This is a genomic window from Pseudomonas sp. ABFPK, assembly GCF_001586765.1.
Taxonomy (GTDB): Bacteria; Pseudomonadota; Gammaproteobacteria; order Pseudomonadales; family Pseudomonadaceae; genus Aquipseudomonas; species Aquipseudomonas asiatica.
This window is the reverse complement of the sequence record NZ_LQXW01000045.1, coordinates 116,752-140,655: the sequence shown is the minus strand read 5'-3', so window position 1 is coordinate 140,655 and position 23,904 is coordinate 116,752. Positions and strand designations below refer to the sequence as shown.

20 protein-coding genes and 5 pseudogenes are annotated in these 23,904 nt (G+C 58.2%); 13 read left to right on the top strand and 12 right to left on the bottom strand.

All coding sequences use genetic code 11. The features are described 5' to 3' along the window. The first annotated feature begins 29 nt into the window (after positions 1 to 29). Both WM94_RS29590 and WM94_RS22690 read left to right on the top strand, forming a co-directional pair. Positions 30 to 398, top strand: coding sequence for a nuclear transport factor 2 family protein (locus WM94_RS29590; protein ID WP_080708157.1), 369 nt, complete (start codon positions 30 to 32; stop codon positions 396 to 398). Between the two features lie 63 nt (positions 399 to 461). Further along, complete coding sequence (locus tag WM94_RS22690) at positions 462 to 1,088, top strand: NAD(P)H-dependent oxidoreductase (protein WP_256207038.1); 627 nt, start codon at positions 462 to 464, stop codon at positions 1,086 to 1,088. A gap of 496 nt (positions 1,089 to 1,584) precedes the next feature. On the opposite strand, the gene WM94_RS29585 is transcribed toward WM94_RS22690, so the two are convergent. The 3 genes and pseudogenes from WM94_RS29585 to WM94_RS31220 form a co-directional block, all read right to left on the bottom strand. Next, positions 1,585 to 2,214 (bottom strand): TetR/AcrR family transcriptional regulator, encoded by a 630-nt coding sequence (locus WM94_RS29585; RefSeq protein ID WP_158308188.1) that lies wholly within the window; start codon positions 2,212 to 2,214, stop codon positions 1,585 to 1,587. Positions 2,215 to 2,934: 720 nt separating this feature from the next. Then, positions 2,935 to 3,846: a LysR substrate-binding domain-containing protein gene (locus WM94_RS29580; protein ID WP_080563770.1), complete on the bottom strand. Its 912-nt coding sequence runs from the start codon at positions 3,844 to 3,846 to the stop codon at positions 2,935 to 2,937. A 407-nt stretch (positions 3,847 to 4,253) separates the two neighbouring features. Continuing rightward, a pseudogene (locus WM94_RS31220) lies at positions 4,254 to 4,388 on the bottom strand (IS5/IS1182 family transposase); the annotation flags it as partial. An 836-nt stretch (positions 4,389 to 5,224) separates the two neighbouring features. Between WM94_RS31220 and WM94_RS22675 the strand changes: the two are divergent. Further along, on the top strand, positions 5,225 to 6,100 hold the full coding sequence (locus WM94_RS22675) for an alpha/beta fold hydrolase (protein WP_049870809.1): 876 nt from the start codon (positions 5,225 to 5,227) through the stop codon (positions 6,098 to 6,100). Between the two features lie 130 nt (positions 6,101 to 6,230). Here the strand turns inward: WM94_RS22675 and WM94_RS22670 are convergent, their stop codons facing one another. Further along, positions 6,231 to 6,608 carry a hypothetical protein gene (locus WM94_RS22670; RefSeq protein ID WP_038410406.1) on the bottom strand — a complete coding sequence of 126 codons (378 nt, stop codon included), beginning with the start codon at positions 6,606 to 6,608 and terminating at the stop codon, positions 6,231 to 6,233. A 384-nt stretch (positions 6,609 to 6,992) separates the two neighbouring features. Between WM94_RS22670 and WM94_RS22665 the strand changes: the two genes are divergently transcribed. The 5 genes and pseudogenes from WM94_RS22665 to WM94_RS31215 form a co-directional block, all read left to right on the top strand. Next, positions 6,993 to 7,730 carry a hypothetical protein gene (locus WM94_RS22665; RefSeq protein WP_038409445.1) on the top strand — a complete coding sequence of 246 codons (738 nt, stop codon included), beginning with the start codon at positions 6,993 to 6,995 and terminating at the stop codon, positions 7,728 to 7,730. Between the two features lie 113 nt (positions 7,731 to 7,843). Next, the gene (locus WM94_RS22660; RefSeq protein WP_061552156.1) at positions 7,844 to 8,059 is read left to right on the top strand and encodes an AlpA family transcriptional regulator; all 216 of its coding nucleotides are present in this window, start codon (positions 7,844 to 7,846) and stop codon (positions 8,057 to 8,059) included. A 4-nt stretch (positions 8,060 to 8,063) separates the two neighbouring features. Beyond that, a pseudogene (locus WM94_RS30255) lies at positions 8,064 to 8,702 on the top strand (ParA family protein); the annotation flags it as partial. Beyond that, positions 8,692 to 9,882: pseudogene (gene traD / locus WM94_RS22650) on the top strand (type IV conjugative transfer system coupling protein TraD); the annotation flags it as partial. The pseudogenes WM94_RS30255 and traD, both read left to right, overlap by 11 nt. Next, a pseudogene (locus WM94_RS31215) lies at positions 9,881 to 10,279 on the top strand (DUF4400 domain-containing protein); the annotation flags it as partial. The pseudogenes traD and WM94_RS31215, both read left to right, overlap by 2 nt. On the opposite strand, the pseudogene WM94_RS22645 reads toward WM94_RS31215, so the two are convergent. Then, positions 10,280 to 11,095, bottom strand: a pseudogene (locus WM94_RS22645) (beta-ketoacyl synthase N-terminal-like domain-containing protein); the annotation flags it as partial. 11 nt (positions 11,096 to 11,106) lie between these two features. Next, a complete protein-coding gene (locus WM94_RS22640; protein ID WP_061552155.1) occupies positions 11,107 to 11,676 on the bottom strand; it encodes an acyl carrier protein in 570 nt (189 codons plus the stop codon). Between the two features lie 794 nt (positions 11,677 to 12,470). Between WM94_RS22640 and msuE the strand changes: the two genes are divergently transcribed. From msuE to WM94_RS22615, 5 genes are all read left to right on the top strand, one after another. After that, complete coding sequence (gene msuE / locus WM94_RS22635) at positions 12,471 to 13,034, top strand: FMN reductase (RefSeq protein ID WP_061552154.1); 564 nt, start codon at positions 12,471 to 12,473, stop codon at positions 13,032 to 13,034. Between the two features lie 13 nt (positions 13,035 to 13,047). Continuing rightward, positions 13,048 to 14,235 (top strand): acyl-CoA dehydrogenase family protein, encoded by a 1,188-nt coding sequence (locus tag WM94_RS22630; RefSeq protein ID WP_061552153.1) that lies wholly within the window; start codon positions 13,048 to 13,050, stop codon positions 14,233 to 14,235. A gap of 8 nt (positions 14,236 to 14,243) precedes the next feature. Beyond that, positions 14,244 to 15,347, top strand: a complete 1,104-nt coding sequence (locus tag WM94_RS22625; protein ID WP_061552152.1) for a sigma-54-dependent Fis family transcriptional regulator — start codon at positions 14,244 to 14,246, stop codon at positions 15,345 to 15,347. 90 nt (positions 15,348 to 15,437) lie between these two features. Beyond that, positions 15,438 to 16,568 carry an FMNH2-dependent alkanesulfonate monooxygenase gene (gene ssuD, locus WM94_RS22620; RefSeq protein WP_061552151.1) on the top strand — a complete coding sequence of 377 codons (1,131 nt, stop codon included), beginning with the start codon at positions 15,438 to 15,440 and terminating at the stop codon, positions 16,566 to 16,568. Then, positions 16,565 to 17,413, top strand: a complete 849-nt coding sequence (locus WM94_RS22615; RefSeq protein WP_061552150.1) for an amidohydrolase family protein — start codon at positions 16,565 to 16,567, stop codon at positions 17,411 to 17,413. The genes ssuD and WM94_RS22615 overlap by 4 nt, the downstream gene beginning before the upstream one ends. Before the next feature lie 67 nt (positions 17,414 to 17,480). On the opposite strand, the gene WM94_RS22610 is transcribed toward WM94_RS22615, so the two are convergent. The 6 genes from WM94_RS22610 to sfnG all read right to left on the bottom strand — a co-directional run bounded on the left by WM94_RS22610 (position 17,481) and on the right by sfnG (position 23,881). Beyond that, positions 17,481 to 18,806, bottom strand: coding sequence for an ABC transporter substrate-binding protein (locus tag WM94_RS22610; protein ID WP_061552149.1), 1,326 nt, complete (start codon positions 18,804 to 18,806; stop codon positions 17,481 to 17,483). Positions 18,807 to 18,879: 73 nt separating this feature from the next. After that, positions 18,880 to 19,947 carry a branched-chain amino acid ABC transporter permease gene (locus tag WM94_RS22605; RefSeq protein ID WP_061552148.1) on the bottom strand — a complete coding sequence of 356 codons (1,068 nt, stop codon included), beginning with the start codon at positions 19,945 to 19,947 and terminating at the stop codon, positions 18,880 to 18,882. A 12-nt stretch (positions 19,948 to 19,959) separates the two neighbouring features. Next, entirely contained in the window at positions 19,960 to 20,841 is an 882-nt protein-coding gene (locus WM94_RS22600) for a branched-chain amino acid ABC transporter permease (protein ID WP_061552147.1), read from the bottom strand. Between the two features lie 20 nt (positions 20,842 to 20,861). Next, the gene (locus tag WM94_RS22595; RefSeq protein ID WP_061552146.1) at positions 20,862 to 21,644 is read right to left on the bottom strand and encodes an ABC transporter ATP-binding protein; all 783 of its coding nucleotides are present in this window, start codon (positions 21,642 to 21,644) and stop codon (positions 20,862 to 20,864) included. A 9-nt stretch (positions 21,645 to 21,653) separates the two neighbouring features. After that, positions 21,654 to 22,778: an AMP-binding protein gene (locus WM94_RS22590; protein WP_061552145.1), complete on the bottom strand. Its 1,125-nt coding sequence runs from the start codon at positions 22,776 to 22,778 to the stop codon at positions 21,654 to 21,656. 11 nt (positions 22,779 to 22,789) lie between these two features. Next, positions 22,790 to 23,881, bottom strand: a complete 1,092-nt coding sequence (gene sfnG / locus WM94_RS22585) for a dimethylsulfone monooxygenase SfnG (RefSeq protein ID WP_061552144.1) — start codon at positions 23,879 to 23,881, stop codon at positions 22,790 to 22,792. Positions 23,882 to 23,904: the final 23 nt, after the last annotated feature.

Below are 23,904 nucleotides of genomic sequence, written 5' to 3'. Positions count from 1 at the left end.
GGGCCACAATTCAAAACAAGGTAACACTTATGCCCGCACTCACATCAACAATCATTGATGACATCATTCATGCCTTCAATCAACATGATGTTGAAAAAGTACTCAGCTACTTCAGCAATAACGGCATCATGATTAGTTCCGGCGGCGACAATTGTCGCGGAACGTATATACAGGGCAAAGAAGCGATCGGCATGGCGTTGCGCTCTAGATTTTCATCATGTCCAGACATCAACTGGAGTGAATGTAAAACCTGGATATCAGGACACAAAGCGGTATCTGAGTTCCGAGTCAAAGCCACCCTTCCAACTGGAAAAAAATTAGATGCCATTGGCTGTGACATCTGGGAATTCTCGGAGGGAAAAATCATGCGAAAAGATACATATTACAAACACACCTAGGACCATACACACCACACCCGAAGTCGAACCAACCTTAAAGTCCAGCAATTCAAAAGTCAGCCATTGCAAAACAAAAAACAGGGAAAGTCATGTAACCAACAAGACTCACACCTAACACAAACCCATCAGCTTAATGAAAAAATGAATAAAACACTAATCGTCGTAGCACACCCAAATCTTGATCAGGGCATCGCAAACAGCGCCTGGACAACCGAACTTGAAACCTACCAAAACGAGTTCACAACCCACCACTTATATAAAGAATATCCCGACGGCATAATAGACGTCCTCAGAGAGCAGGAATTAATTGAGTCGCACTCCGAGTTAGTCTTACAGTTCCCTCTATATTGGTTTAACTGCCCACCACTGCTAAAGAAATGGCTTGACGATGTGTTTACATATGGGTGGGCCTATGGCAAAAAAGGTGAAAGCATGAAAGGACGGACAACAGCAATCGCGGTCTCAGCTGGTATATCCGAGAGTGACTTTCAAAAAAATGGGCGCTACAAGTATAGTCTGAGTGAAATACTCACCCCTTTCAAGGTTTCCTTTGACTATGTTGGAGCTCGCTACAAAGGAGTTTTCGCACTTTACGGGATCACAGAGGATACCAACCCTGAAATAACAAAAGCCAGCTCCCGAGATTACATTCAATTTTTAAGAAAGCTAAAGGACCCTGAAAACAAATAAAAATACAGACTCAAAAATTTTAATTAAAACAAATACATTGGAGGTCCATCTCACAACCGCGCTGCTAGAGATATTGTCCTTTTCCAGATCTAAGACGCTGACTATAAACCATCGCTATTTTAACCGCACAAAGGGATACGGACCATACCGTCCAATTGATCCACAGCGTCGTCATATCGTTTTTTCACGATTGGCAGTGATAATAACTGATCATTGATGCATCCGTGCGGTGTTCAATATGGACAAAATCCTGACACCTTGGGCCAGGAGAGTACCAAGCAGGTTGATTCTTTGTAATTAATGAATCACTAGATCATTATCAACCCACTCAGTAATTGGGCCTGCAAATCGCGTTTTTCAGGGGTCAAGCACGACCACTCTAGTCTGTTGGCTTATTTTATTAGAGGCAATAGATCATGAATCAGAAAGAAAACTTGCAACAACCTAAACATTGGCGCCTATTAAAAATACACTCACCACCCCATACCTAAGCAACTCAGCGATAAACGCGACCCACTTCAACTGGCAACTTTTTATCCGATATCTCTTGCTGAAAGGCAGCAGCCAGTGCTGCCTTCACGAAATTATCAACTACTTCACACCTTTCACAAGGCTCCAACTCATCTAAATTCATCCAGGCCGAAATGTTATTCAACCAAGCAACAATGCCACGCACAGTTGCACGCAACACAGGAGTAACGGGCTGCGCTCTTTTGTCGATTAATCGGTGCAACAAGATATCCTCATAGCGGCGACGCATCAGCAATATCAATTGCCGATGCTTGGGTGCGAGATAACGAAACTCTTGTTCACTCAGCAAGAAACAAATACGTCGATGCTCGTGCAAATCTACATGCGCATAGAGCAATGCCTGGAAACCGTCACCGGCGACATACTTTGTTATAGCCGCCGCCTCCAATATGTCTTCGTAAAGTTCTTCAATTGCCTCAAAGAGCAACTGCTCCTTACTCGCAAAATGGTGATAGATTGATCCCGGCCCCATCCCCAAATGCTGTGCAAGTTCGCGCATACCGACTTTTGCAAATCCTCTCTCGGCAAATAACTCTAGTGCCTTATTGCGAATCTCCTCAAATCGCGAACCAGCGGTTTCTACGGAAGCAATCAAGCATTCCTCTTCCGACAACGCAGCGGGGTGAATCGCTCTGTTCATTTTTTATGCAGACCTAAGTTTGTGACTACGCAGATTTCGCGCAAGAAATTTCTGACAAAAAACTCACCAGATGCTCTAAAAACACCATAAAATCATTGACTTAAGAATCTAGTGCATTACCCACCTTAACCAACCACTCACTGGCCTGTGGGCAGGATTCTAGCAAGTATTGCATTTTGCTTTTCTCAGGTCGCACCGATAAAACCTCGACTCTCGATCATAAAACGAATCCCGCACCGAGCACAGTTGCTAAACCCCGCTAACACGATGCTCTCAGAGCATGACGATCGCAAGAAAAAAGAAATAATAGGCCTATTATTTTTTATAACATCTGAAACCGGCATAACAATTACAACTTAATCTAGAATAGATACTTATCCACTATGTAAGATACACGACCTTTATCTTAGACAATACGAGCCAAGACAACGCAAACGCAAACGCAAACGCAAACGCAAACCATAGGGCTACATCGATAAAAAGACAGCAGGGCAAGCCTCTGAAAACAATTAAGCAGAAACCACAACTCAGTCCACCCTAGGAATGAAAGCTACTCTTTCACCCCCTTCAGTTCATCCCCCACAGAACACAACAACCTTCAATCAACTGAGACAAGATTAAGCAATTTTTTGTTTTAGCCCACAACCCCGCAAGTTCAGCATCAGCACTAAAAACTCAGTCACCCCCAACTTTTTGCACTCTTCTTGCATGACAGAACTCAGAAACCAGCCAATTACGAAACTGGTTTGCCCCCTCCCCTCTGACCGTCGGACTTTGACACAAATAATAATAGACCTTTAATGACAGTGCATTTCCAAATGGCGTTATAAGCTCACCAGATTTAACCTTATCCCTCATAAACAAAGAAGACCCAAGAATTAGGCCACTTCCAATTAATGCAGCCTTTTCCAAAAGAGCAGGATCCTTTACAACCATACCTCGCCGAGCTAGACTTGGGTCAATTCCTGCCAACTCGCACCAAGCTGCCCACCACTCTCTGTCAAATTCGTGAATCAAGCTAAAATTTGAAAGCTCCTGAAGCGGAAGTGACGCGAGGCCTTTAGTTAATGACGGACTACAGATCGGTAATAGTTCGTCGACGAGCAAAAGCTCATGATCAGCATCTTCCATTTCCTCTCTTGAGTAAAAAATCTTATAATCAAATTTCTCCCTATCTTCCACTGGCAAACTCAAAGAGCTATGCAGTACAACGTCGACATTAGGGCGATTAGAAACGAAACCGTTCAGCCGAGGAAGCAACCAATTTGCGGACAACAACGGTGTAACACTTAGAACCAATCTATTATTCGCGCTTGATAAATTGGCAATCACCTCAAATGTGTCGGCAAGCTTATCAAGACACTCAACACTTGACCTCAGTAAAATTTCACCCTCGAGTGTTAACTCAACCCCCTGGTGCTTTCGAGTCAATAGCCGAATGTTGATTTTCTCTTCCAGCTTCCTAATTTGATGACTAACCGCCGCCTGTGTCACATTTAGTTCTTTAGCCGCCATGGTAAAACTCAGATTGCGACCAACTGCCTCAAAATAACGGATCGCTAATAGCGATGGAAGTCTTCTACTCATGGGAACCTATACCTCGCCAAAAACTGTCAGCCGTCCAACTCTACGCATCTATGCTAGACCTTATAGGATATTTTATTCAATAGCGCGAACTGATCAGATTTTTCGCGCACAGGGCAACGATCATAAAATAATTGAGCGCCTTTTCCGCATTCAAGGCGAACTCTGATCAAGTTTCTCAGCGATCGGTAATGACCGGCTTTCTGTCCAAACACAGCTCGACTTTCAGACGAAAATATGTGTATCTCCCGGCACAGAGCCTTGCTTGGTAAGCCTTTCAGGCGTGCTGCTCCTCAGTACTTAATAAGTACCAGCGATCCATCCATAGTTTCGGCAGCGCAAACGGGGTGCTCAGCGGGGCTGGCGACCATGCCATAGAGGCAAGTCTTCCATAAACGGTACTGCCACAGCCCCACAGAAGGGATGTTCGACCTTCGCCCGTCACAGCTTTGTCCTTCTCGATCCTTCGTCTGGCCTTGTAAAGCGCACTGCATTTGCTCAGGTGTTTGTAGGTACCGCGCCGGGCTGCGATCTGCTAGGTCACTTACCCCCTCCACGCCCGGGTCGCTTTTCAACATCAGCATCCCCCCCCCCGCTTGTGCACGGACGATATGTTCTTGACCATGCAGCAAGCACTGCGACTTCTACCACGTCGGCGTTATTCGTAGTAGTGCCATGACCGTGAAGGACCAGTTACGCCATTATGGCCCTCATGCTGAATAGCACTGGCTGCCCTTCATCATCTGATGCGCTTGCCTTCCTTATTCTTGGTCGAGCTGGGCAGCATACACCACTGCCTTAACCTCAAACTGCCAAGCTTATGCCAGCTTCTCCGACCCCTTGACTGAAATTCCCTGCCTAAAAAAACTAATGGGCCAATTAGTTTTTTTAGGTTGCATCCAGTTTCTGGCAGTCACATAGTTTCACCATATTACTGTGAATCGTAGCAAACGAGCACTCAAACCCAAGAACCACATCAGCCCGGCCGCTCGGTGCAAAATTCAAACACTAGAATATAACACCGCCAACCGCTAAGGTCAGCTTTTCGCAGACGTCGCCAGGATACAGAAACACTGCCTGGACCTATCACTCCAGCGAGCAATACGTGTACTTGACACACCCCAGCGGAGATTACTGAAACACACTAAAATCCAGAATAAAACCAAAAAAGCAATGCAAAAATTTCAGATCTCGCTAGAGTCCAACAGTAAATTTTCAGCCATAGGCATTACAGAACTAATCACCTAATATCACCTGCCCCACACTCATAACACAGTACAGACGATAGATACTCTAAGCGACTTCGAGACCGTTTGCCCAATAGGCACCGTGCGGCTCAAGTCAGTTTAAAAATATAAAAAACAACCATAAGGAGTACTAAGTGGGAAAATATCGCAAATGGCTCCTCGCTTCTGCACTGTGGGCGTCCATGGCCAACGCTGAATACGTTAAGGTTTCCGATGACCTCAACATCCACTACCTCACGTCTGGAGAGGGCCCAAGAGTTGTTTTGCTCGTCCCTGGCTGGATTATGAGCGCAGACGTCTTCGAAAAGCAACTTTCCTATTTTAAAGACTCAAAGAAGTACAAGTTGATTGCTATTGACCCTCGCAGCCAAGGCCTCTCAACACATACTAATGAAGGCAATTATTACGAGCAGCATGGGCGTGATCTTAACGCCCTGATCGTAAAGCTCAATCTGAATAAATTTGTGTTAGTCGGCTGGTCAAACGGTGGATTTGACGCGCTCTCCTACGTGCACCAATTTGGCGCCGACAGGCTGGCTGGCTTTGTAATGCTAGATGCAGCGCCGACAGGAAACGCAACAAGTAATGCAAGTGAGTGGGCTTGGTATTCCCGAGACGATAACGATCACTTCTGTGAACAGCTCACGCAAGGTTCTTTAAATGATCGGCAGAAGATGAACACCGAATTTGCTCACTGGATGGTGACTAACCCTACTCCAGAGTACATGAACTGGATTACCAAAATTTCCAACATGACTAGCGACGGCGTGGCTGCACTGACCAATGCGAACAGTTTTTATCAAGATTACCGAGCGGATCTTCGCGACTTGGAAAATAAAGTACCACTGCTTTACGTAGTACGCCAAGATTGGAAGCATTCCGTACCTAAGTGGAGCAAAGAAAACACACCGACTGCGTCAATAGCGCTTATGGACAAACACATTTCTTTCTGGGAGCATCCGGAGCAATTTAATATTCCGCTGGAGAAATTCCTGGGTAATTTAAACTAAATCTTCAGAATGCATTAGCTCTCCAGCACCGCATCTATTAGCACACCCCTCTAGCCGCAAAACTCCTCCTCAACAAAAATAGCCCAGCCGAAAGTCTGGGCTTCCAACGCAAAATCAGCAGGATTAACGCCTAGTCACACGAAGCCCACAATCGCAGCACCGGCTGCCCACTCTGCAGGTCACCACCTAGTCCTTCGATGGCGGCCTGGAGGACTTGCAGTTGCAAGGCCGGCGCCTGCTTGAAAGGTTGTGGGTGCAGCACTTGGATTTCGCGCAGGGTATCGCGCACCTGCGCCGCCTTGGTCGGGTCGACAAAGCCGCGCTGCGGGTGCCAGTGGGCGAGCGCCCCCAGGTGTATGCGCAACGTGCCGGCAGACAGCCGTGCACCGTAGGCCGCTAGGAGCGCAGCACACTGACGCCGGCAGCAGTTCCACCCTTCAAGGTGCTCGATGGTCTGGGCGTAGCCAGCCCGGCATGCCGCCAGCCGATACCGATCTGCGTCGCTCACGTAACCTCCCGCATGCAGCACTCAAGCGCGCAATCCATCAAAAACGTCCGTCAGCTTCCGGAAATCTGTACTCTCGAACGTAAGCTTCTCGCATGGACTTTTCAAGCCTCGTCGCACAACTTGACTAGACCTTCGGACTGCCTATCCAGGACAAAATCAAATCGAAAAAAGTGTGTATATAAGTAGAGTTTTGAGAGAAGATTCTGGCAAAAATGAATAGCGTCGAAACCTGTCGCGATCGGCTCTCTTCAGCCGAACCAAAAGACCATTTCACAGTCACTGCCTTTGGATCCGAAAATCCATTTGGATCCTCCGCTCGACAGAGGGCCCGAATCAGCAGCCCCCGCCAGCGATTAGGATGACCATAGCAGGAGGCTGATTGACATGGACTCGATCAAGAGCTGCTACCACCCCATTGATGCCGCGATCCTTTGGTGCAACCTCACCGATCACTCTACAGAGATCCTGCAAGTAGAGATCTCTCACTCAGGTGAACTGCTCAAACATTTTCCACAATGGCCCAACCTTCAGTTCCATGTAGAGCGAATTTACGACGCCATCGCCTCTGGGGAGTTGGCTGCAACTTTCCTCGGCGGACCCATCACGCCTAATGACCACGTCGAACGCGTGTATTGGTCCATCCGCCGTACAGATCTGAGAGTATGGTCCGCTCTAAACCACCCAGAGGATAAGCCCGAGTTTCTATTTCCAAAGAACACTGACCACCTCGAGTGCGTGAATCTCAACGTTTTCATGGCAGTGCAAGCTGAGCGAGACTTCTACGCGCGCGAATACGAAAAAATGCATCAGGCTTTTGATTCCCTCGCCAAAGAGATGGCTGCGTATAAAGAGCAAGAGCACGAATTGGCAGCACAGCTCGAGGGAGTTGGGCCTGCATCCGAGACATCCACCAAGGTGCACCACACGATTATCGGAGCCCTGCTAGCGGTAATGCTTGAAAAGTCAAAGAGCGGCCAACCGCGGTCAATCTACAAGACCCAGTCTGCGGTAGTCGATGCCATCACTACGCTGTTCCCAGGTGTTGCTGGGTTGAGCAAACGCACCCTTGATCGGAAATTTGCGCAGGCGCGCCGTCGGATTGCCCAGGCGGTAGATGCCTAGCGCCGAATAGCCAGGCAATGACGGCCATTGCCTGGCAATGATTTTTCACCCCCACGGACCTTCAATGACTGTCACATCCCACTGCGCGCCACATGGCGCTAAGGAGTGACACCATGCAACCTGCCAGCCCTGCCCCAGCTTCCGCCGATCGCCACATCATGCGCCGCGATGAGGTGGAACAAAAAACCGGCTTCAAACGCTCACACATCTACAACCTGATGAAGGCCGGACTATTCCCGCAATGCCGACGCATCGGCACCCGCGCGGTGGGTTGGGACTCACTGGAAATCGAACAGTGGATTCAGGATCGCCTGTCGGTTCAGGAGTAGTGTCATGAAAGTCCTTTCGCTGATCTCGACCAAGGGCGGCGCCGGCAAGACCACGGTTGCCGCCAACCTTGGCGGCCTGCTTGCCGACGCCGGCTTGAAGGTGCTGCTGCTCGACCTCGACAGTCAACCGACGTTGTCCAGCTACTACGCCCTGTACGAGTCACGTGAAGCAGGCAGCTACGAACTGATCTCGCAGCGGCTCACGGTTGCCGAGCAGATCATTTCCGTCACCACCATCCCGCGGCTTGAACTGATCGTCTCCAACGACCGCGCCGGACACCTGGGGACCGTGCTGTTGCATGCACCCGATGGCCGGCTGCGCCTGCGCAACCTGCTGCCGGCCTTTGCCGATCGTTACGATGTGCTGATTGTCGACACCCAGGGTGCACGCAGTGTGGTGGTGGAGATGGCCATCCTCGCCTCCGATTGCGCCTTGTGCCCATTGCCACCGGAAATGCTCGCGGCACGCGAACTGCGCCGCGGCACGCTCGGCCTGTTCGAGGAGCTGGAACCCTACCGTTACCTCGGCGTGGACTTGCCCCCGGTGAAACTGCTGCTCAATCAGGTGAACGCCAATCGGCGCGACACCCGCCTGATCATGCAGAGCCTGCGCAACACCTTTGCCGCCGACCCGCATGGAGCACGTTCTGGAAAAAGCGCCGCCAGGGCTCTCCCTCCTGCCTCGCGTGACCGCCTGGGATAGTCCCCTCAATCCGGTACGACCGCTGCCGCCCGTGGGCGGCTCACCGCTGCTGCATGGCGTTGAGCCCAACGAGCAGGAAGCCTCCTTGCCACTGGGCGAACGCGTGGGTCATACCCTGGTGCTGGGCACCACCCGGGTCGGCAAGACGCGCCTGGCCGAGGTCTACATCACCCAGGACATTCACCGACCAAGCCAAGAAGTGGTGATTGTCTTCGACCCCAAAGGCGATGCCGACCTGCTCAAGCGCATGTACGTGGAAGCACGACGTGCCGGCCGTGAGCACGAGTTCTATGTCTTCCACCTGGGCTGGCCGGAGATTTCCGCACGCTACAACGCCATCGGCCGCTTCGGTCGCATTTCGGAAGTGGCCACCCGTATCGCTGGCCAACTGAGCGGCGAAGGCAACTCGGCGGCGTTTCGTGAGTTCGCCTGGCGTTTCGTCAACATCATCGCCCGAGCCCTGATCGAGCTCGGCCGGCGCCCCGACTACCTGCAGATCCAGCGCCATGTGGTGAACATCGACGCGCTGTTCATCGAATACGCCCAGCACTTCTTCGCCTGTCATGATCCGCAGGCATGGGAGACCATTGTGGATCTCGAAGCGCGGCTCAACGAGAAGAACGTGCCGCGGCACATGATCGGCCGCGAAAAACGCGTGGTCGCCATCGAGCAGTACCTGACCGCCAAGCGCCTCTTCGACCCGGTCATGGATGGCCTGCGCTCGGCGGTGCGCTACGACCGCACCTACTTCGACAAGATCGTCGCCTCGCTGCTGCCGCTGCTGGAAAAGCTCACCAGTGGCAAGACGGCACAGTTGCTGGCCCCAAACTACGCTGACCTCGACGATCCGCGACCGATCTTTGACTGGCTGCAGGTGATCCGCAAACGCGGCATCGTCTACGTCGGCCTGGATGCGCTGTCCGATGCCGAAGTCGCCTCAGCGGTCGGCAACTCGATGTTTGCCGACCTGGTCTCTGTCGCAGGGCACATCTACAAGCACGGTATCGATCACGGTCTCCCGAACTCCTACAGCGCGACCGACAAGGTGCCCATCAACCTGCACGCCGACGAGTTCAACGAGCTGATGGGCGATGAGTTCATTCCGTTGATCAACAAGGGTGATCTTCGGCACGCTTGAGCTGTGCCTGCGATTGCTCGGCCTCCTGTTTGCTTCCCTGCTGCTCTCCATCCTGTTGGAGTTTGTGGGCATGCTGTGGTTCTGGCCTGACCAAGGCTGGCATCACAGCCATGCCATGTGGCTGACTGAACTTGGCTGGCTCAGCAGCCACTTTAAGAGTTCGCTGCTGGTGCAGGAGCCGGCACAAGCCACCGCGAAAATCCTTGAACACCTCAACGACTGGGTCGTGTTGCGCTCAGGATGGGCGCAATCGGACGCACACCTGAAACTGCTCAGTCGCGAGGCGTCGCTGCAAGGACAGCTTGCTCAAGCGTACGTCGCTGGCCAGGACTACCTCCTGGCTACCCTGTTCACGGTCTTCACGTTCGTGGTGCGCTTAACCCAGCACCCGGCCCAGCGAGCGGGCCTGACGACGCTCGGCATGCTCGCGGGATTCCAGCACCAACAGCGCCGCCCCTTCACTCAGCACAAAACCGCAGCGGTCTGGCATGAACGGCCGGCTCTGTTCTTGTGGGGAAAAGTCCACTCGCTGGCAGAGTGCGCCCAGCCCATCAAAGCTGTAGTAGGACAATTCATGGGCCATCAACTCCACCGCGCCACACAACGCCAGGTCGATCTCGCCACGGGCGATCGCTCGATAGGCGCTGCCGATGGCCATGGTGCCAGCGGCACAGGCATCGGAATGTGTGGAGATATGGTCACGTACACCCAGCCATTCGGCGAGATGGCGGGTTTGCTGATCAACCCGCCGGGCGAACGCCCCACCGCTGAGGGTGTGGTTATCCAGGTACTGGTCAAGATCGACCCGCCCCTGATCGTCCATGTAACGGCTGGCGTCCCGCAAATCACCGCTCATGCAGTATTTATTGGCCCCGACGAAAATACCGCTGGCGACCCGGGCAAATGCGCCGTCGGCCAACCCGGCATGGGCCAACGCCTGACGGGCCACGTAATGCGCCAGCCATTCCTGACGGGAGGTGGTCTGCAGATCGCCCGGAAAGGCCGCAGCGATCACCTGCCATTGTTGCTCATCGATAAACCCGGCCGCCGGGTTCGCAAAACCCAATTCGACAAACGCCGGGTGCTGGCGAATGCAGGAACGGTTTTCGCTGATCGTCGTGAACAGCGAGGCTGCATCCAGTGCCGTGGGAGCCACCAGGCCATAGCCGGTGACCAGAACCTCTCGGGCCTGCATCAAGGCAACCCCTACGCCGAAGCCTTCAATTGGGTGGCCGCGTACTGCTCAACCAACAGACGCGAGATCGAGTCACCGTCCAGAGGGGTCAGACGAGCACTGCAACCGCCACACACCACTTGTTTGCGTTCGTTGAGTTGGGCATGCACCGCGCCACACTCAGGGCAGGTCTCGGGGAGGTAGTTGAAAACGTTATGGCATTGCTGCGCCCAGTTACGCACGGTGGTGGCCGAGAAGACATCGCCCGGCTGCATGCCCGCGTGCAACTGGCCCGGCGCATAAGCGCTGAGGCTCTGCTCCAGCAAGGCCACGCCGTCCTGCGTGATTCGGCCTTTTTCGACAAACCGGGTGGCGTCGCCGAACACCGCTACCGCGTGATCCAGCACGCTGGTTTTCGGCAAGGTGCAACCGTACTGACGGCCCAGCTGGAAGCTCAAGTCGACGATGTCCAGCGAGTCGGCGCCGAGGTCGTCAACGATACTGCTGTGCTCTGCCACGTCGGCCCGGTCCAACACCAGCAACTGCGCAAGAATCTCCTGTGTACTGCTGATAACGCTGTCCAATTCCAAGGGATTGTTCATTGATTGTTTCCCTACAAAAGCCGCATTGAATGAATAAATTCATCGGGCCAAAAAATGCTGTTTTCAGGCCAGATCTATCGAGGGCCGGGAGTCTAAAGTCTCCCCCTAAGGGGAGAGTCAACGTGCCATCATCGCTTTTTGTGAGAATTCCCGACGCGCCCGGAAACCGTTGATTTATGCAGCTCAATGGTGCTTGGAGAGGGATCGTAAAATGACAAAATCGGCTGTTTGAAACAGCACGATAGTTCCAGAAGTGGGATATAACCGTGCCCGCTGGCAAGCACCAGCCATTTCCCGATTTAGGGAAACAAGTCGAATGGCCGGGCAGGGACAAGCCCACTGTTCACCCATTAACAGTATCGCCCCCACTTCTCAGCCCCCCGTATATTTCATCTGGCCACTGCCTGACGAGGTCAAGTTCAGACAGCGTTACAAGCCACTATATAACCTAATCAGATATAAATATTTATTATTATTCTTTCTAGAAATAGCGAAATATCTCTATAAGAGAGCTTTCCGGGACGCATCCAGCGCCTCGATCCCGCTTCAGGTGTCGACATGCCTATTCCCACACCCGTCAACCCTCGACCCGCTGCTGCTGCCGCCACTGTTGCCAGAGCAACAGGCGACCATCTGTTCGTCCGGCAACAGCAATTCAACAAACCTTCCGCCAGGGCAACAGGCCTGTTTGTGTCATCAGGCCTGTGGCCCAGTTTTTACGTGGGTTCTGCTCTTGGTACAGGGCTTGCTCAAGGGCTTGTGTCCACACCAACAGCCCTACAGGAACTTACCGGATGAGCACCCCACTGAAAGTCGTTGCCGTCTCTGGCGGCACCGCCCGCCCCTCGCGCACCCTGGCCTTGACCGAAGCCATCGTCAGTGAGATAGGCCAGCATCTGAACATCGATACGCACCTGATCGAGTTGGGCAACATTGCCCGCCCGCTAGGCAGCGCGTTGTGGCGTAAGGAGTTGCCGGAAACCGTCGAACACGAGCTGCAACAGATCGAATCCGCCGACCTGTTGATCGTCGCCACGCCGGTCTATCGCGGCACCTACCCGGGGCTGTTCAAGCACCTGTTCGACCTGATCGGCCAGGACGCACTGATAGACACCCCAGTGCTGCTCGCCGCCACCGGTGGCAGCGAACGCCATGCTCTGGTGCTCGATCACCAGTTGCGCCCGCTGCTGAGCTTCTTCCAGTCGCTGACCCTGCCCATCGGCGTCTACGCCAGCGAAGCCGATTTCGCCGACTACCGCATCGTCAGCCCGGCGTTACAGGCACGTGTCGAGCTGGCGGCCGAGCGCGCCGCTGGCGTGTTCAGCAATCGGGCGCATGCCCTGCGCAAAATTGCCTGAGGAGCGCAGACGCATGAGAACCCATCAGCAACACACCGTGCTCAGCCCTCTGCAGTCCGCCCGCCGGCTGGCAGCAGAGTTCGCCGAGACTGCCGTCGAGCGCGACGAGGCCGGTGGCACGCCCAAGCAACAGCGCGATGCCATCCGTCAGAGCGGTCTGCTGGCCCTGAGTATCCCGACTGAGTTCGGCGGCCTCGGTGCCAGCTGGAGCGAAACCTTCGGCGTGGTACGCGAGTTCGCCAAGGTCGACAGCTCCATCGCCCACGTCTTCGGCTTCCAGCACCTGATGCTGGCGACCGTACGCCTGTTTTCCCGACCGGATCAGTGGCAACCCTGGTTCGAGCAGACCGCGCGCAAGAACTGGTTCTGGGGCAATGCCCTCAACCCGCTGGACACCCGTACCGTGCTCAAGCGCTACGATGGCTGGTTCGAGTTCTCCGGTAAGAAGAGCTTCTGCTCCGGTGCCAGCGATTCAGAAATGCTGATCGCGTCGGCGATCGACGAGGGTGTCGGGGGCAAGCTGCTGATTGCCGCGATTCCCAGCGCACGCACCGGCATCACCCTGCACAGCGACTGGAACAACATGGGCCAACGCCAGACCGACAGCGGCAGCGCCACCTTCGAACGCGTACGCGTGGAGGCGAACGAACTGCTGCTCGATCCTGGCCCGCTGAGCACGCCATTCGCCTGCCTGCGCCCGCTGATCGCCCAACTGCATTTTGCCTACATCTTCCTTGGCATCACCGAAGGCGCCCTGGAAGAAGCACGCCAGTACACCCTCAAGGAGGGGCGCCCGTGGTTCCGCTCCAAGGCCCAGCACGTCAGTGAAGACCCTTACATCCTGCGCCATTACGGCGAATTCTGGGTCGGTTTGGAAGGCGTGCGCCTGCTGGTGGAGCGTGCTGCCGAGCAGCTCGATGCCGCCTGGCACAAGGAACACGCCCTGGGTGCCGAAGAGCGCGCACAACTGGCGCTGGCCATAGCCACCGCCAAGGTAGCGGCGGTGCGCACCGGCCTGGACATCTGCAACCGGCTGTTCGAAGTGATCGGCGCGCGCGCCACCCACGCCTCGCTCCGCTTCGACCGTTACTGGCGCAATCTGCGCACCCAGAGCCTGCACGACCCACTGGACTACAAGCTCCATGAGCTGGGTGAGTGGGCGCTGAACCAGACGCGACCTACGCCCACCTTCTATTCATAGGGATTCCCATGCAACTGCTGACTCTCCCCCCTTCGCCGACACTGGCTACCTCGATCCGGGCGACCGCACAGGTCTTCGAAGACCCTAGATCGCAGGCGCTGCTCGCCCACTTGCAACAGGTCGCCCCCAGCGAGGCCAGCGTCCTGATCATCGGTGAGACCGGCACAGGCAAGGAGTTGGTTGCACGCCATATCCACAACCTCAGTGGCCGGCGCAACGGCCCCTTCGTCGCGGTCAACTGCGGAGCCTTCTCCGAATCGCTGGTGGAGGCAGAACTGTTCGGCCACGAGAAAGGCGCCTTCACCGGCGCCCTGGCGGCCAAGGCCGGCTGGTTCGAGGAGGCCAATGGCGGCACGCTGTTCCTCGACGAAATAGGCGACCTGCCCATGGCCATTCAGGTCAAGCTGCTGCGCGTGTTGCAGGAGCGCGAGGTGGTACGCCTGGGCTCGCGCAAGAGCATCCCGATCAACGTGCGCGTGGTCGCCGCCACCAACGTGCAACTGGACAAGGCCATCGGCGCCGGCAATTTCCGCGAGGACCTCTACTACCGACTCAACGTCGTCAGTCTGCAGCTCTACCCGCTGCGCGAACGTCCAGGCGACATCCTGCCGCTGACCCGCCACTTCATCAAAACCTACTGCAACCGCCTGGGTTACGGCGAAGTGCGCCTGTCCCCCGAGGCCGAGCGCAAGCTGGTGAGCTACGACTGGCCGGGCAACATCCGCGAGCTGGAGAACGTCATCCACCACACCCTGCTGGTGTGCCGCAACGGCCTGGTGCAGGACGACGACCTGCGCCTGTCGCACCTGCGCATCGAGCGCCAGGAACAGCCACAGGTCTTGCCCGTGGAGAACGCCGACGAGCAATTGCTGCGTGCCTTCCACCGCTTGTTCGAGGAGCAAGCCGGTGGCTTGCACGAGAAGGTCGAGGACAGCCTGCTGCGCGCGGCCTATCGCTTCTGCCACTACAACCAGGTGCACACGGCCAGCCTGCTGGGCCTGAGCCGCAACATCACCCGCGCGCGGCTGATCGCCATCGGTGAGCTGGTGGTCAATCGACGCCGGCCGCAGACGCAGGTCCATCCCGATCGGGCCGTGCAATTGTCAATCTGATAACGAACACGCAAGGCCTGCCCGCACGTGCGCTTCCGAGCGGGAACCTCAGGCCCTTCCAGACGCCCAACCGCACAAGGATTGATTCCCATGAGCCTGGATATCTTCTGGTTCTTGCCCACATCGGGCGACACCCGCTACATCGGTCACTCCGCCAGTGGCCGCCCCGCCACCAACGCCTACATGCGGCAGATCGCCGTGGCAGCCGACCAGCTCGGCTACGACGGTTTGCTGATTCCCACCGGTGCGAGTTGCCTGGATCCCTGGGTCACCGCTGCCAGCCTGGTGCCAGTCACCCAGCGCATCAAGCTGCTGGTGGCCCTGCGCACCTCGCTGGGCAATCCCACCGCTTCCGCACGCCAGGCCGCCAGCCTGGATCAAGCCAGCGGTGGGCGCCTGCTGCTCAACGTGGTGCCAGGCGGCGACGCCACCGAGCTGGAGGCCGATGGTGTCTTCCTCGCCCACGACGAGCGGTACGCCGCCTCTGACGAATTTCTCAGCATCTGGCGCCGCCTGTTGCAGGGCGAGAAGGTCGATTTCGACGGCACACACCTCAAGGTGCGCGGCGCGCAGAACTTCTTCGAATCGGTGCAGAAGCCCTACCCGCCGCTGTATTTCGGAGGCTCCTCCGCTGCCGCCCACGAACTGGCGGCCAAGCACGTCGATGCCTACCTGACCTGGGGCGAGCCACCCACCGCCGTGGCCGAAAAGATCGCCGACGTGCGCGCTCGCGCCGCCAAGCTCGGGCGCACGGTGCGCTTCGGTGTGCGCCTGCATGTGATCGTGCGCGAAACCAGCGAGAAGGCCTGGGCCGCCGCCGACGAGCTGATCAGTCATCTGGACGATGCCACCATCGCCGCCGCCCAGGCCAACTACGCCAAGATGGACTCCGAGGGCCAGCGCCGCATGGCCGCGCTGCACGGTGGCGAGCGCAATAAACTGGAGGTCGCGCCCAACCTCTGGGCCGGTGTCGGCCTGGTACGCGGCGGCGCCGGCACCGCGCTGGTGGGCGATGCGGAAACGGTCGCCGCACGCCTGCTGGAATACGCCGACCTTGGTGTCGACAGTTTCGTGCTATCCGGTTACCCCCACCTGGAAGAAGCCTATCGCTTTGCCGAACTGGTGTTCCCGCTGCTGCCCGGCAAGGTCAAGGTCACCGTCGAAGGTGCCTTCACCGGTGGTGCGTTCGACGTGCGTGCCGGCAAGGAGAAAGTCGCATGAAGGTCATCGACCTGCGCTGCCGTCCGGCCTATTTGCATCCGTTCTTCGGTGGCGTGCCGGGCTCGCCTGAGCACGCTGTCGCCCGCTGGCTCAATCGCCGCGTCGGCACCCGTGGTGCAGATAACCACTTCGAGCGCTCGCTGACGCCCGAAGGCTTCCTGGCCGAAGTACGTGAAGCGGGCCTGCACAAGGCCGTGGTAGTCGGCCGCCATACGCCGAGCCAGCACCTGCCTAACGATACGATCCACGGCATCGTCGATGGCCACGACGAACTGCTCGGCATCGGCTCGGTGGAGCCGACAGTGCAAGGTATCGACGGCGCACTCAAGGAAATCGACCGCGCCATCGACCTGCTCGGCCTGGCCGGCATCGACCTGGAACCCGGCTTCGCCGAGCCGGCGCGACACCCGGACGATCCGCTCTACTGGCCGATCTACGAGCACCTGCAACAGCGCGGTATCCCACTGTTCTTGATGAGCGGGCCGACCACACCGAACCCGAGCCACAACGACCCCGCGCGCCTGGCAGCCGTGGCTCGTGCCTTTCCGGCCCTGCAGATCGTGGTCTACCACGGCTACTGGCCCAACGTGCAACAGGCAATCGGCCTGGCCTTCCGCTACGAGAACATCCACCTGGTGCCGGATATGTACCTGTTCCTGCCCGGCAGCGAGGGCTACGTACAGGCGGCGAACGGTTTCCTCGCCGAGCAATTGCTGTTCGGATCGTCCTACACGTTCCGCCCGATCCGCCAGAGCATCGAGGACGCCCAGCGCCTGGGGCTCAATGACGAGGTGGTGGAGAAGTTCTTCAGTAGTAATGCCCAACGCTTGTTCAAGCTTGGCTAGGCGCTCTACGACAAGTGCTTGAGGGAACGAACTGGCCGAGGTATCCGCCTCGGCCAGCCCTGCTCCATCAGCCTTCCTGGCTGCAATCGCGCGGGGTGATGCCCTTCTCCTTTGCGTAAGTGTGCGATGACGCCTCAATGATCGGCCGCAGCAGCGCGCGGTCGGCCTGCACCCAGTCGCTGATAAGGTTCCACTTCTGCCCGTCCCACTGCTGGAAACGCACCGCACCGCCACCTTCGTGGTCGGAGCACGACAGTTTCAGCGGCTGCACCAGGCCCTGGGCGCCGAGGGCCTGCAGGCGTGCGTCGTCCAGGTTGAGGTGCTCGAAGCCCCAGCGCACCTGCTCGCCAGTCAGAGGCTGCTGACCGAACTTTTCCTGCGCCAGGCGCAGCGCCTCGACGTTGAGGATGCCGTTGACCACCCCGAGGTTGTAGTACACCGTGCCGAAGCGCTTGGGATCGGCCAGGTCACCCTGCCCCTTGTCCACCACCTGCTGCTTGATGCCCTGCAGCACCGGGAAGCCGGTGCCGGACGGGTGCGTGGTGATGGAGATGAAACCCTTGGCGGCGGCGCCGGCCGGTGTTGCATCCTCTTCCGAGTTGCTCCAGATGTTGCCGATGATGTGATCAGCGGGGAAACCGACCTTCTGCGCGGTCTTCAGCGCCACAGGGTTCATCACGCCCCAACCACGCAGGATCACCCAGTCCGGCTTGAGCCGGCGAATATTCAGCCACTGCGACTGCTGTTCGTTGCCCGGGTGCGGCACTTCCAGCAGGGTAAGCTCGAAGCCGTACTTGTCGGCCAGAGTCTGCAGCACCTCGTTGGTTTCCTTGCCGTAGGGCGAGCCATGGTACAAGGTGGCGATCTTCTTGCCCTTCAGGCCCTGCTCGCCGCCGGCTTGCTGGGCGATCCAGTTGACGATGGCCGACACCTCCGAATAGGGGTTCAGTTGCAGCGGGAAAACATAGGGAAACACGCTGCCATCGGTGGAATCGGTGCGCCCGTGGTTGATGGTGATCAGCGGCAGCTTGTCAGCCGTCGAGCGATCCAGGGTGGCGTAAGCAATGCCCACCGACAGCGGGTTGGTGGCGGCAGCCGGCGCGCCGTTGAGGCCACCCTTGAGGCGCTCATAGCACTCCACGCCCTTCTCCACCACGTATTCGGTTTCGCACTCGCTCCAGGTCAGCTTGACGCCATTCACGCCGCCGTTGGCGTTGACGTACTTGAGGTAATCGATGAAGCCGCCAAAGAAGCCGGTACCCCCGGCGGCATAGGGGCCGACGCGGTAGCTCTGCAGAGGAAAGTATTGTTCGTTAGCCGCGTGCACGTTGAGTGCACCCGCAGCGAGACTCACGGCCAGCGCCAGGCGGCCGAGGACGGATCGGGTCGACATCGTGTTTATCCTTTGCAAATCAGTGGGCAATGTTTGGGGCGCGGGCGGCTGCCCGCCCGCTTCTAGGGTTCGCTCAGTAGCGCAATGGCCAACGCCGTGCGCGCTCGCGAAAACGTTGCCAGAGGCGCGCCAGGCCCTCCGGTTCCTTGATCAGGAAAACGATGATCAACGTGCCGAAGACGATCTTCTGCAGGTTCTCTACCTGCCCGGCGTCGATCAGCCCGGCCGGCAACAGCGCAGCCAGGTTCGACAGCAGGATGGGGAACAGCACGATGAAGGCGGCGCCGAGGAAGTTGCCGAGGATGCTGCCCAGGCCGCCGATGATGATGATGAACAGGATCTGAAACGAACGATTCAGGTCGAAGCCATGCGGCTCCACCGTACCCAGGTAGGTGAAAGCCCAGAGCGAACCGGCGATGCCGAGCAAGAAGCCGCTGATGGCGAACGCCAGCAGCTTGGTCTTGAGCAAGGGAATGCCGATCACCGCAGCAGCGGTATCCATGTCGCGCACCGCCATCCAGTTGCGCCCCAGCTCGCTGCGTGCCAGGTTGGCGCCCAGCCAGAACAGCGCACTGACCACTGCAAGCGTCAGCAGGTAGCGCCCTGCCGGCGACGACAGATCATGGCCGGCCACCATCAGTGGCGGTGCGCTGATCACCCCGGAGGCGCTGTCATTGCTGAACCAGCTGAAACGCGTCAGCGCCCATTGCACGAAGAACTGCGCCGCCAGGGTCGATACCAACAGGTAGAAGCCCTTGATGCGCAGGCTCGGCAGGCCGAAGATGATCGCCACCAGCGCCGCCACCAGGCCGCCGAGCAGCAGGCTGGCGAGCAGTGGCAGGCCCGCCACGCGCAACTCGAAGTTGTAGGCGGCGAAGGCGCCCACTGCCATGAAGGCCGCCGAACCCAGTGACAATTGCCCAGCATAGCCGGTCAGCAGGTTCAACCCGAGCCCTGCCAGCGATAGCACCAGAAAAGGAATCAGGATGGCGCTGAACCAGTAGTCATTGCCCAACAGTGGCATGCCGACGAAGGCGAATACCAGCAAGGCTGCCAGCCCCAGGCGAGCCTGGCGCAGGCGGAAAAACCGACGGTCATCGGCATAACGCAGGCTGAACTGGCCAGCTTCTCGATACAACATGCCCGACTCTCCTCAAACCCGTTCGATGGCGCGCTCGCCGAACAGCCCGGCCGGACGCACCAGCAGGAACAGCAGGGCCAGCACATAGGGAAACCAGTTTTCCAGGCCGCCACCGATGATCGGCCCGAGGTAGACCTCGGCGAGCTTTTCTGAGGCCCCGATGATCAGGCCGCCGACGATGGCGCCCGCGATCGAGGTGAAACCGCCGATGATCAGCACCGGCAAAGCCTTGAGTACCACCAGCGAGAGCGAGAACTGCACCCCCAGGCGCGCGCCCCAGAGCAGCCCGGCGACCAGCCCGACGAAACCGGCGACGGCCCATACCACTGCCCACACTTTGGGCAGGCGGATGCCGATGGCCATGGCCGCACGTGGATCGTCCGCCACCGCACGCAATGAAAGGCCAATGCGGGTACGGTTGAACAGCAGCGACAACAGCAGCACCAGGGTCGCCGCCGTGGCGGCGGCGAACAGGTCGAACTGCGACAGCAGCAGGCCGCCCAGCTCCAGCGGCTCGTCGCTGATGCCCAGCTCAAGGCCATGCACCTGGCTCCCCCACAACGCCTGAGCGGCGCCTTCGATGATGTAGGCAAGGCCGAGGGTGGCCATGAACAGGGTGATAGGCGAGCGGCCGACCAAGGGGCGCAGCACGGCGCGCTCGATCAGCAGGGCCAACAGCACCATCGCCGCCAGGGTGAGGAGAAATGCCAGCCAGAACGGCACACCGCGTTCCAGCAGGCTGACGAAGGTCAGCGCGGCGAACAACACCATCGCCCCTTGGGCGAAATTGAACACACCGCTGGCCTTGTAGATCAGCACGAAACCGATGGCCACCAGGGAATACATCACCCCGGCCAACAGGCCACCAATCAACACTTCGAGAAAGAACTCCATGGAACGCTCCTGTACTCGGGCTAGGCCGCGGCCGGGCGCACGCCCAGGTAGGCGGCGATCACGTCGGGGTCATTGCGAACCTGATCGGGCGTGCCGTCGCCGATCTTGCGCCCATAGTCGAGCACCACCACGTGGTGGGAAATATCCATGACCACGCCGATGTCGTGCTCGATCAACACCACGGTGGTGCCGAACTCGCGATTGATCTCGACGATGAAGCGGCTCATCTCGCGCTTCTCCTGTGCATTCATGCCAGCCATCGGCTCGTCGAGCAGCAACAGGCGTGGCTCGGCGGCCAGCGCACGGGCCAGCTCGACGCGCTTCTGCAGGCCGTATGGCAAGGTACCGACGACCTCGTCGCGCCATGGCTGAATGCGCAGGAACTCAATCACCCGCTCGGCGGCGGCACGCTGGCGGTCGTCTTCGGCGGGTGCGCGGCCGAAACGCAACGCCTGCTCCAGCCAGGAGCTGCGACGCTTGAGGTTGCGCCCGGTGAGCACGTTGTCGAGCACGCTCATGCCCTTGAACAGCGCGATGTTCTGGAAGGTACGCGCGATGCCGCCAAGGGCCGCCGCGTGCGGCTGCATCGCCCGCCGCTCCTGGCCAGCGAAAAGAATGCGCCCCTGCTGCGCCTGGTAGACACCATTGATGATGTTCAGCAGCGAACTCTTGCCGGCACCATTGGGGCCGATCAGCGCGCAGATCTCCCCTTCGGCGACGCTGAAACCGATATCGGTGATGGCCTTGACGCCCTGGAACGACAGGTTGATGCCTTCCAGCTCGAGCAATGGAGGTTTCGACATGGGTAGCACTCACGCAGGCTGAACCTGGCCCAGCGGCCAGGCGGTGGATGGGCGCAGGCGCTGCGCGGCCTGCCACAGCGGGGCTTCCGGCCAGGCCCGTGGTGCAACGCCAAGGGCGGCGAAGAACGCTTGGGCCTCAGCTGGCAAGGCCTCGCCGACCAGCAACGGCACTCGAGTGCGGCTCAGCCCCAGTACGTCGCGCAGCGGCCGGCGCAGCAGCCAATGGCCAAAGCTGTTGCGCAGCACCCCGCCGCGACCGTCCAGGGCCCAATCGAGCCAGCGCCGGAGCAGGCTGCCGGGCAGCGGCAGGCGCTGCTGCGCCACTCCAAACAGCCTGCCGTAGCTGTCGTGGGTACCGAGCACCAGGGTTGGGCCCAGCTCGCGGCGGTCGTTGTCACGGGTCGCCAGGCTTTCCGGGAAATTCAGGCGAAACCCGGCCAGCAGCCAGGGCGCCAGCAGGTAGCGCGCCTGCCCGCTGGCGGCGAAGCTACGCGCCGCAAGAGCTTCCTCGGCCGAACTCAGGCGTTCCTGTTCGATCAGGCGCAACCCTTCATCGAGCAGTTGCGCGTGCAAGAGCCAATGCTGCTGGGCCTGCCCGGCTTCCAGGCGATGGAAGCTGAACGCAGGGAGCTCGCCATGGGCCAGGATCGGCAAGTCACCTTGCAGCGGCTGCGCGACCAGGCTGGCGTAGCTATCCACGCCGGATGCCGACAGGCCACGCGCATCGGCGTAGAACAGCAGGCGGGGGCTCAGGCCCGCCTGGCGCACCCGCTCGACCTCCTCCTGGCCCTCGGCGAAGACGAAAGCGCTCCCCATTTCACGCAGCAAGGTCACCTGCTCATCACCTGCGGCCAACGGGTCGAGCAGTGCCGCGACACCACCCAGCCACTGCGCCGCCAGGCTCGCCAGCAACGCCTCGGGGCGTGGACGGCTGAGGATAACCAGGCTGTCACCAACCGCAAAACCGGCTGCGCGCAGGCTCGTGGCCAGCCCCTGGACCTCGGCCAGCAGTTGCCTCCAACTCCGTTGCTGCCACAAACCCAGGTGCTTGTGGCGCAGCGCTACATCTCCTGCGCGCTGGCGCGCGCGGGCCAGCAGGCTGGCCGGCAGGTTGTCCGCGAGTTCCTCGTGCATGGTGCGGCGCCTCAGGCCAAGGCCAATGATGCGGCCTTCGCCTGCTCCAGTTCGCGCACCAGCGGCAGTACATGCTTGCCGAAGTACTCGACCTCTTCCTGAAAGTGCAGGAAACCGGAGAGGATCAGATCAACGCCAATTGCCTTGAGCTCGACGATGCGCTCGGCGATTTGCCGTGGCGTGCCGATCAGGTTGGTCTTGAAGCCGTCGTTGTACTGCACCAGATCCTCGAAGGTGGATTTGGCCCAGTTGCCCTCGCCTTCGGGGCTGGCCGAGCCAGCATTCTTCACTTCGCTGCCGAAGCCGTTGACCGCTTCCGGGTCGGCTTTGGCGATGATCTCCGCCAGCACAGCGCGGGCTTCTTCCTCGGTGTCGCGGGCAATGATGAAAGCGTTCACCCCGATCTTTACCGAATGGCCGTTGGCGGCCGCCTTGTTGCGGATATCTTCGACTTGAGCCTTGATCCCCTCGGCTGTGTTGCCGTTGGTGAAATACCAGTCCGATACCCGTGAAGCCATGTCACGCGCGGCTCGCGAGCTGCCGCCCTGGAAGATTTCCGGATGCGGGCGCTGCAGCGGCTTGGGCTTGAGGCTGTAGTCGTGGAAGCGGTAGAAGTCGCCGTGGAAGCTGAAGTTGTCCTGGGTCCAGATACCCTTGAGGGCACGGATGAATTCCTCGGAGCGGCGGTAGCGCTCGTCATGGTCCAGCCAGGGCTCGCCGATGGCACGGAACTCTCCTTTGAACCAGCCGGACACCACGTTGATGGCGACACGACCACCGGTGAACTGGTCGATGGTCGCCAGTTGCTTGGCTGCCAGTACCGGCGTCCACGGCCCCGGCAGAATCGCGGCGATCACCTTGAGCTTTTCGGTGGCGGCCAGCAGGGCGTGGCTGATAGTCACCGACTCATGCTGATTGTCAGCGCCATAGCCAGCCGTGAAGCGGATCTGCGACAACGCGTACTCGAACCCGGAACGTTCGGCGATTTGCGCTAGTTTGCGGTTGTAGTCGATGTCCCAATGGGTACGTTGCTCGATCTTGCTGACGACGAGGCCGCCGCTGACATTGGGTACCCAGTAGGCAAATTTGATCGGTTGGCTCATGACGATATCTCCTGTAGCACGGA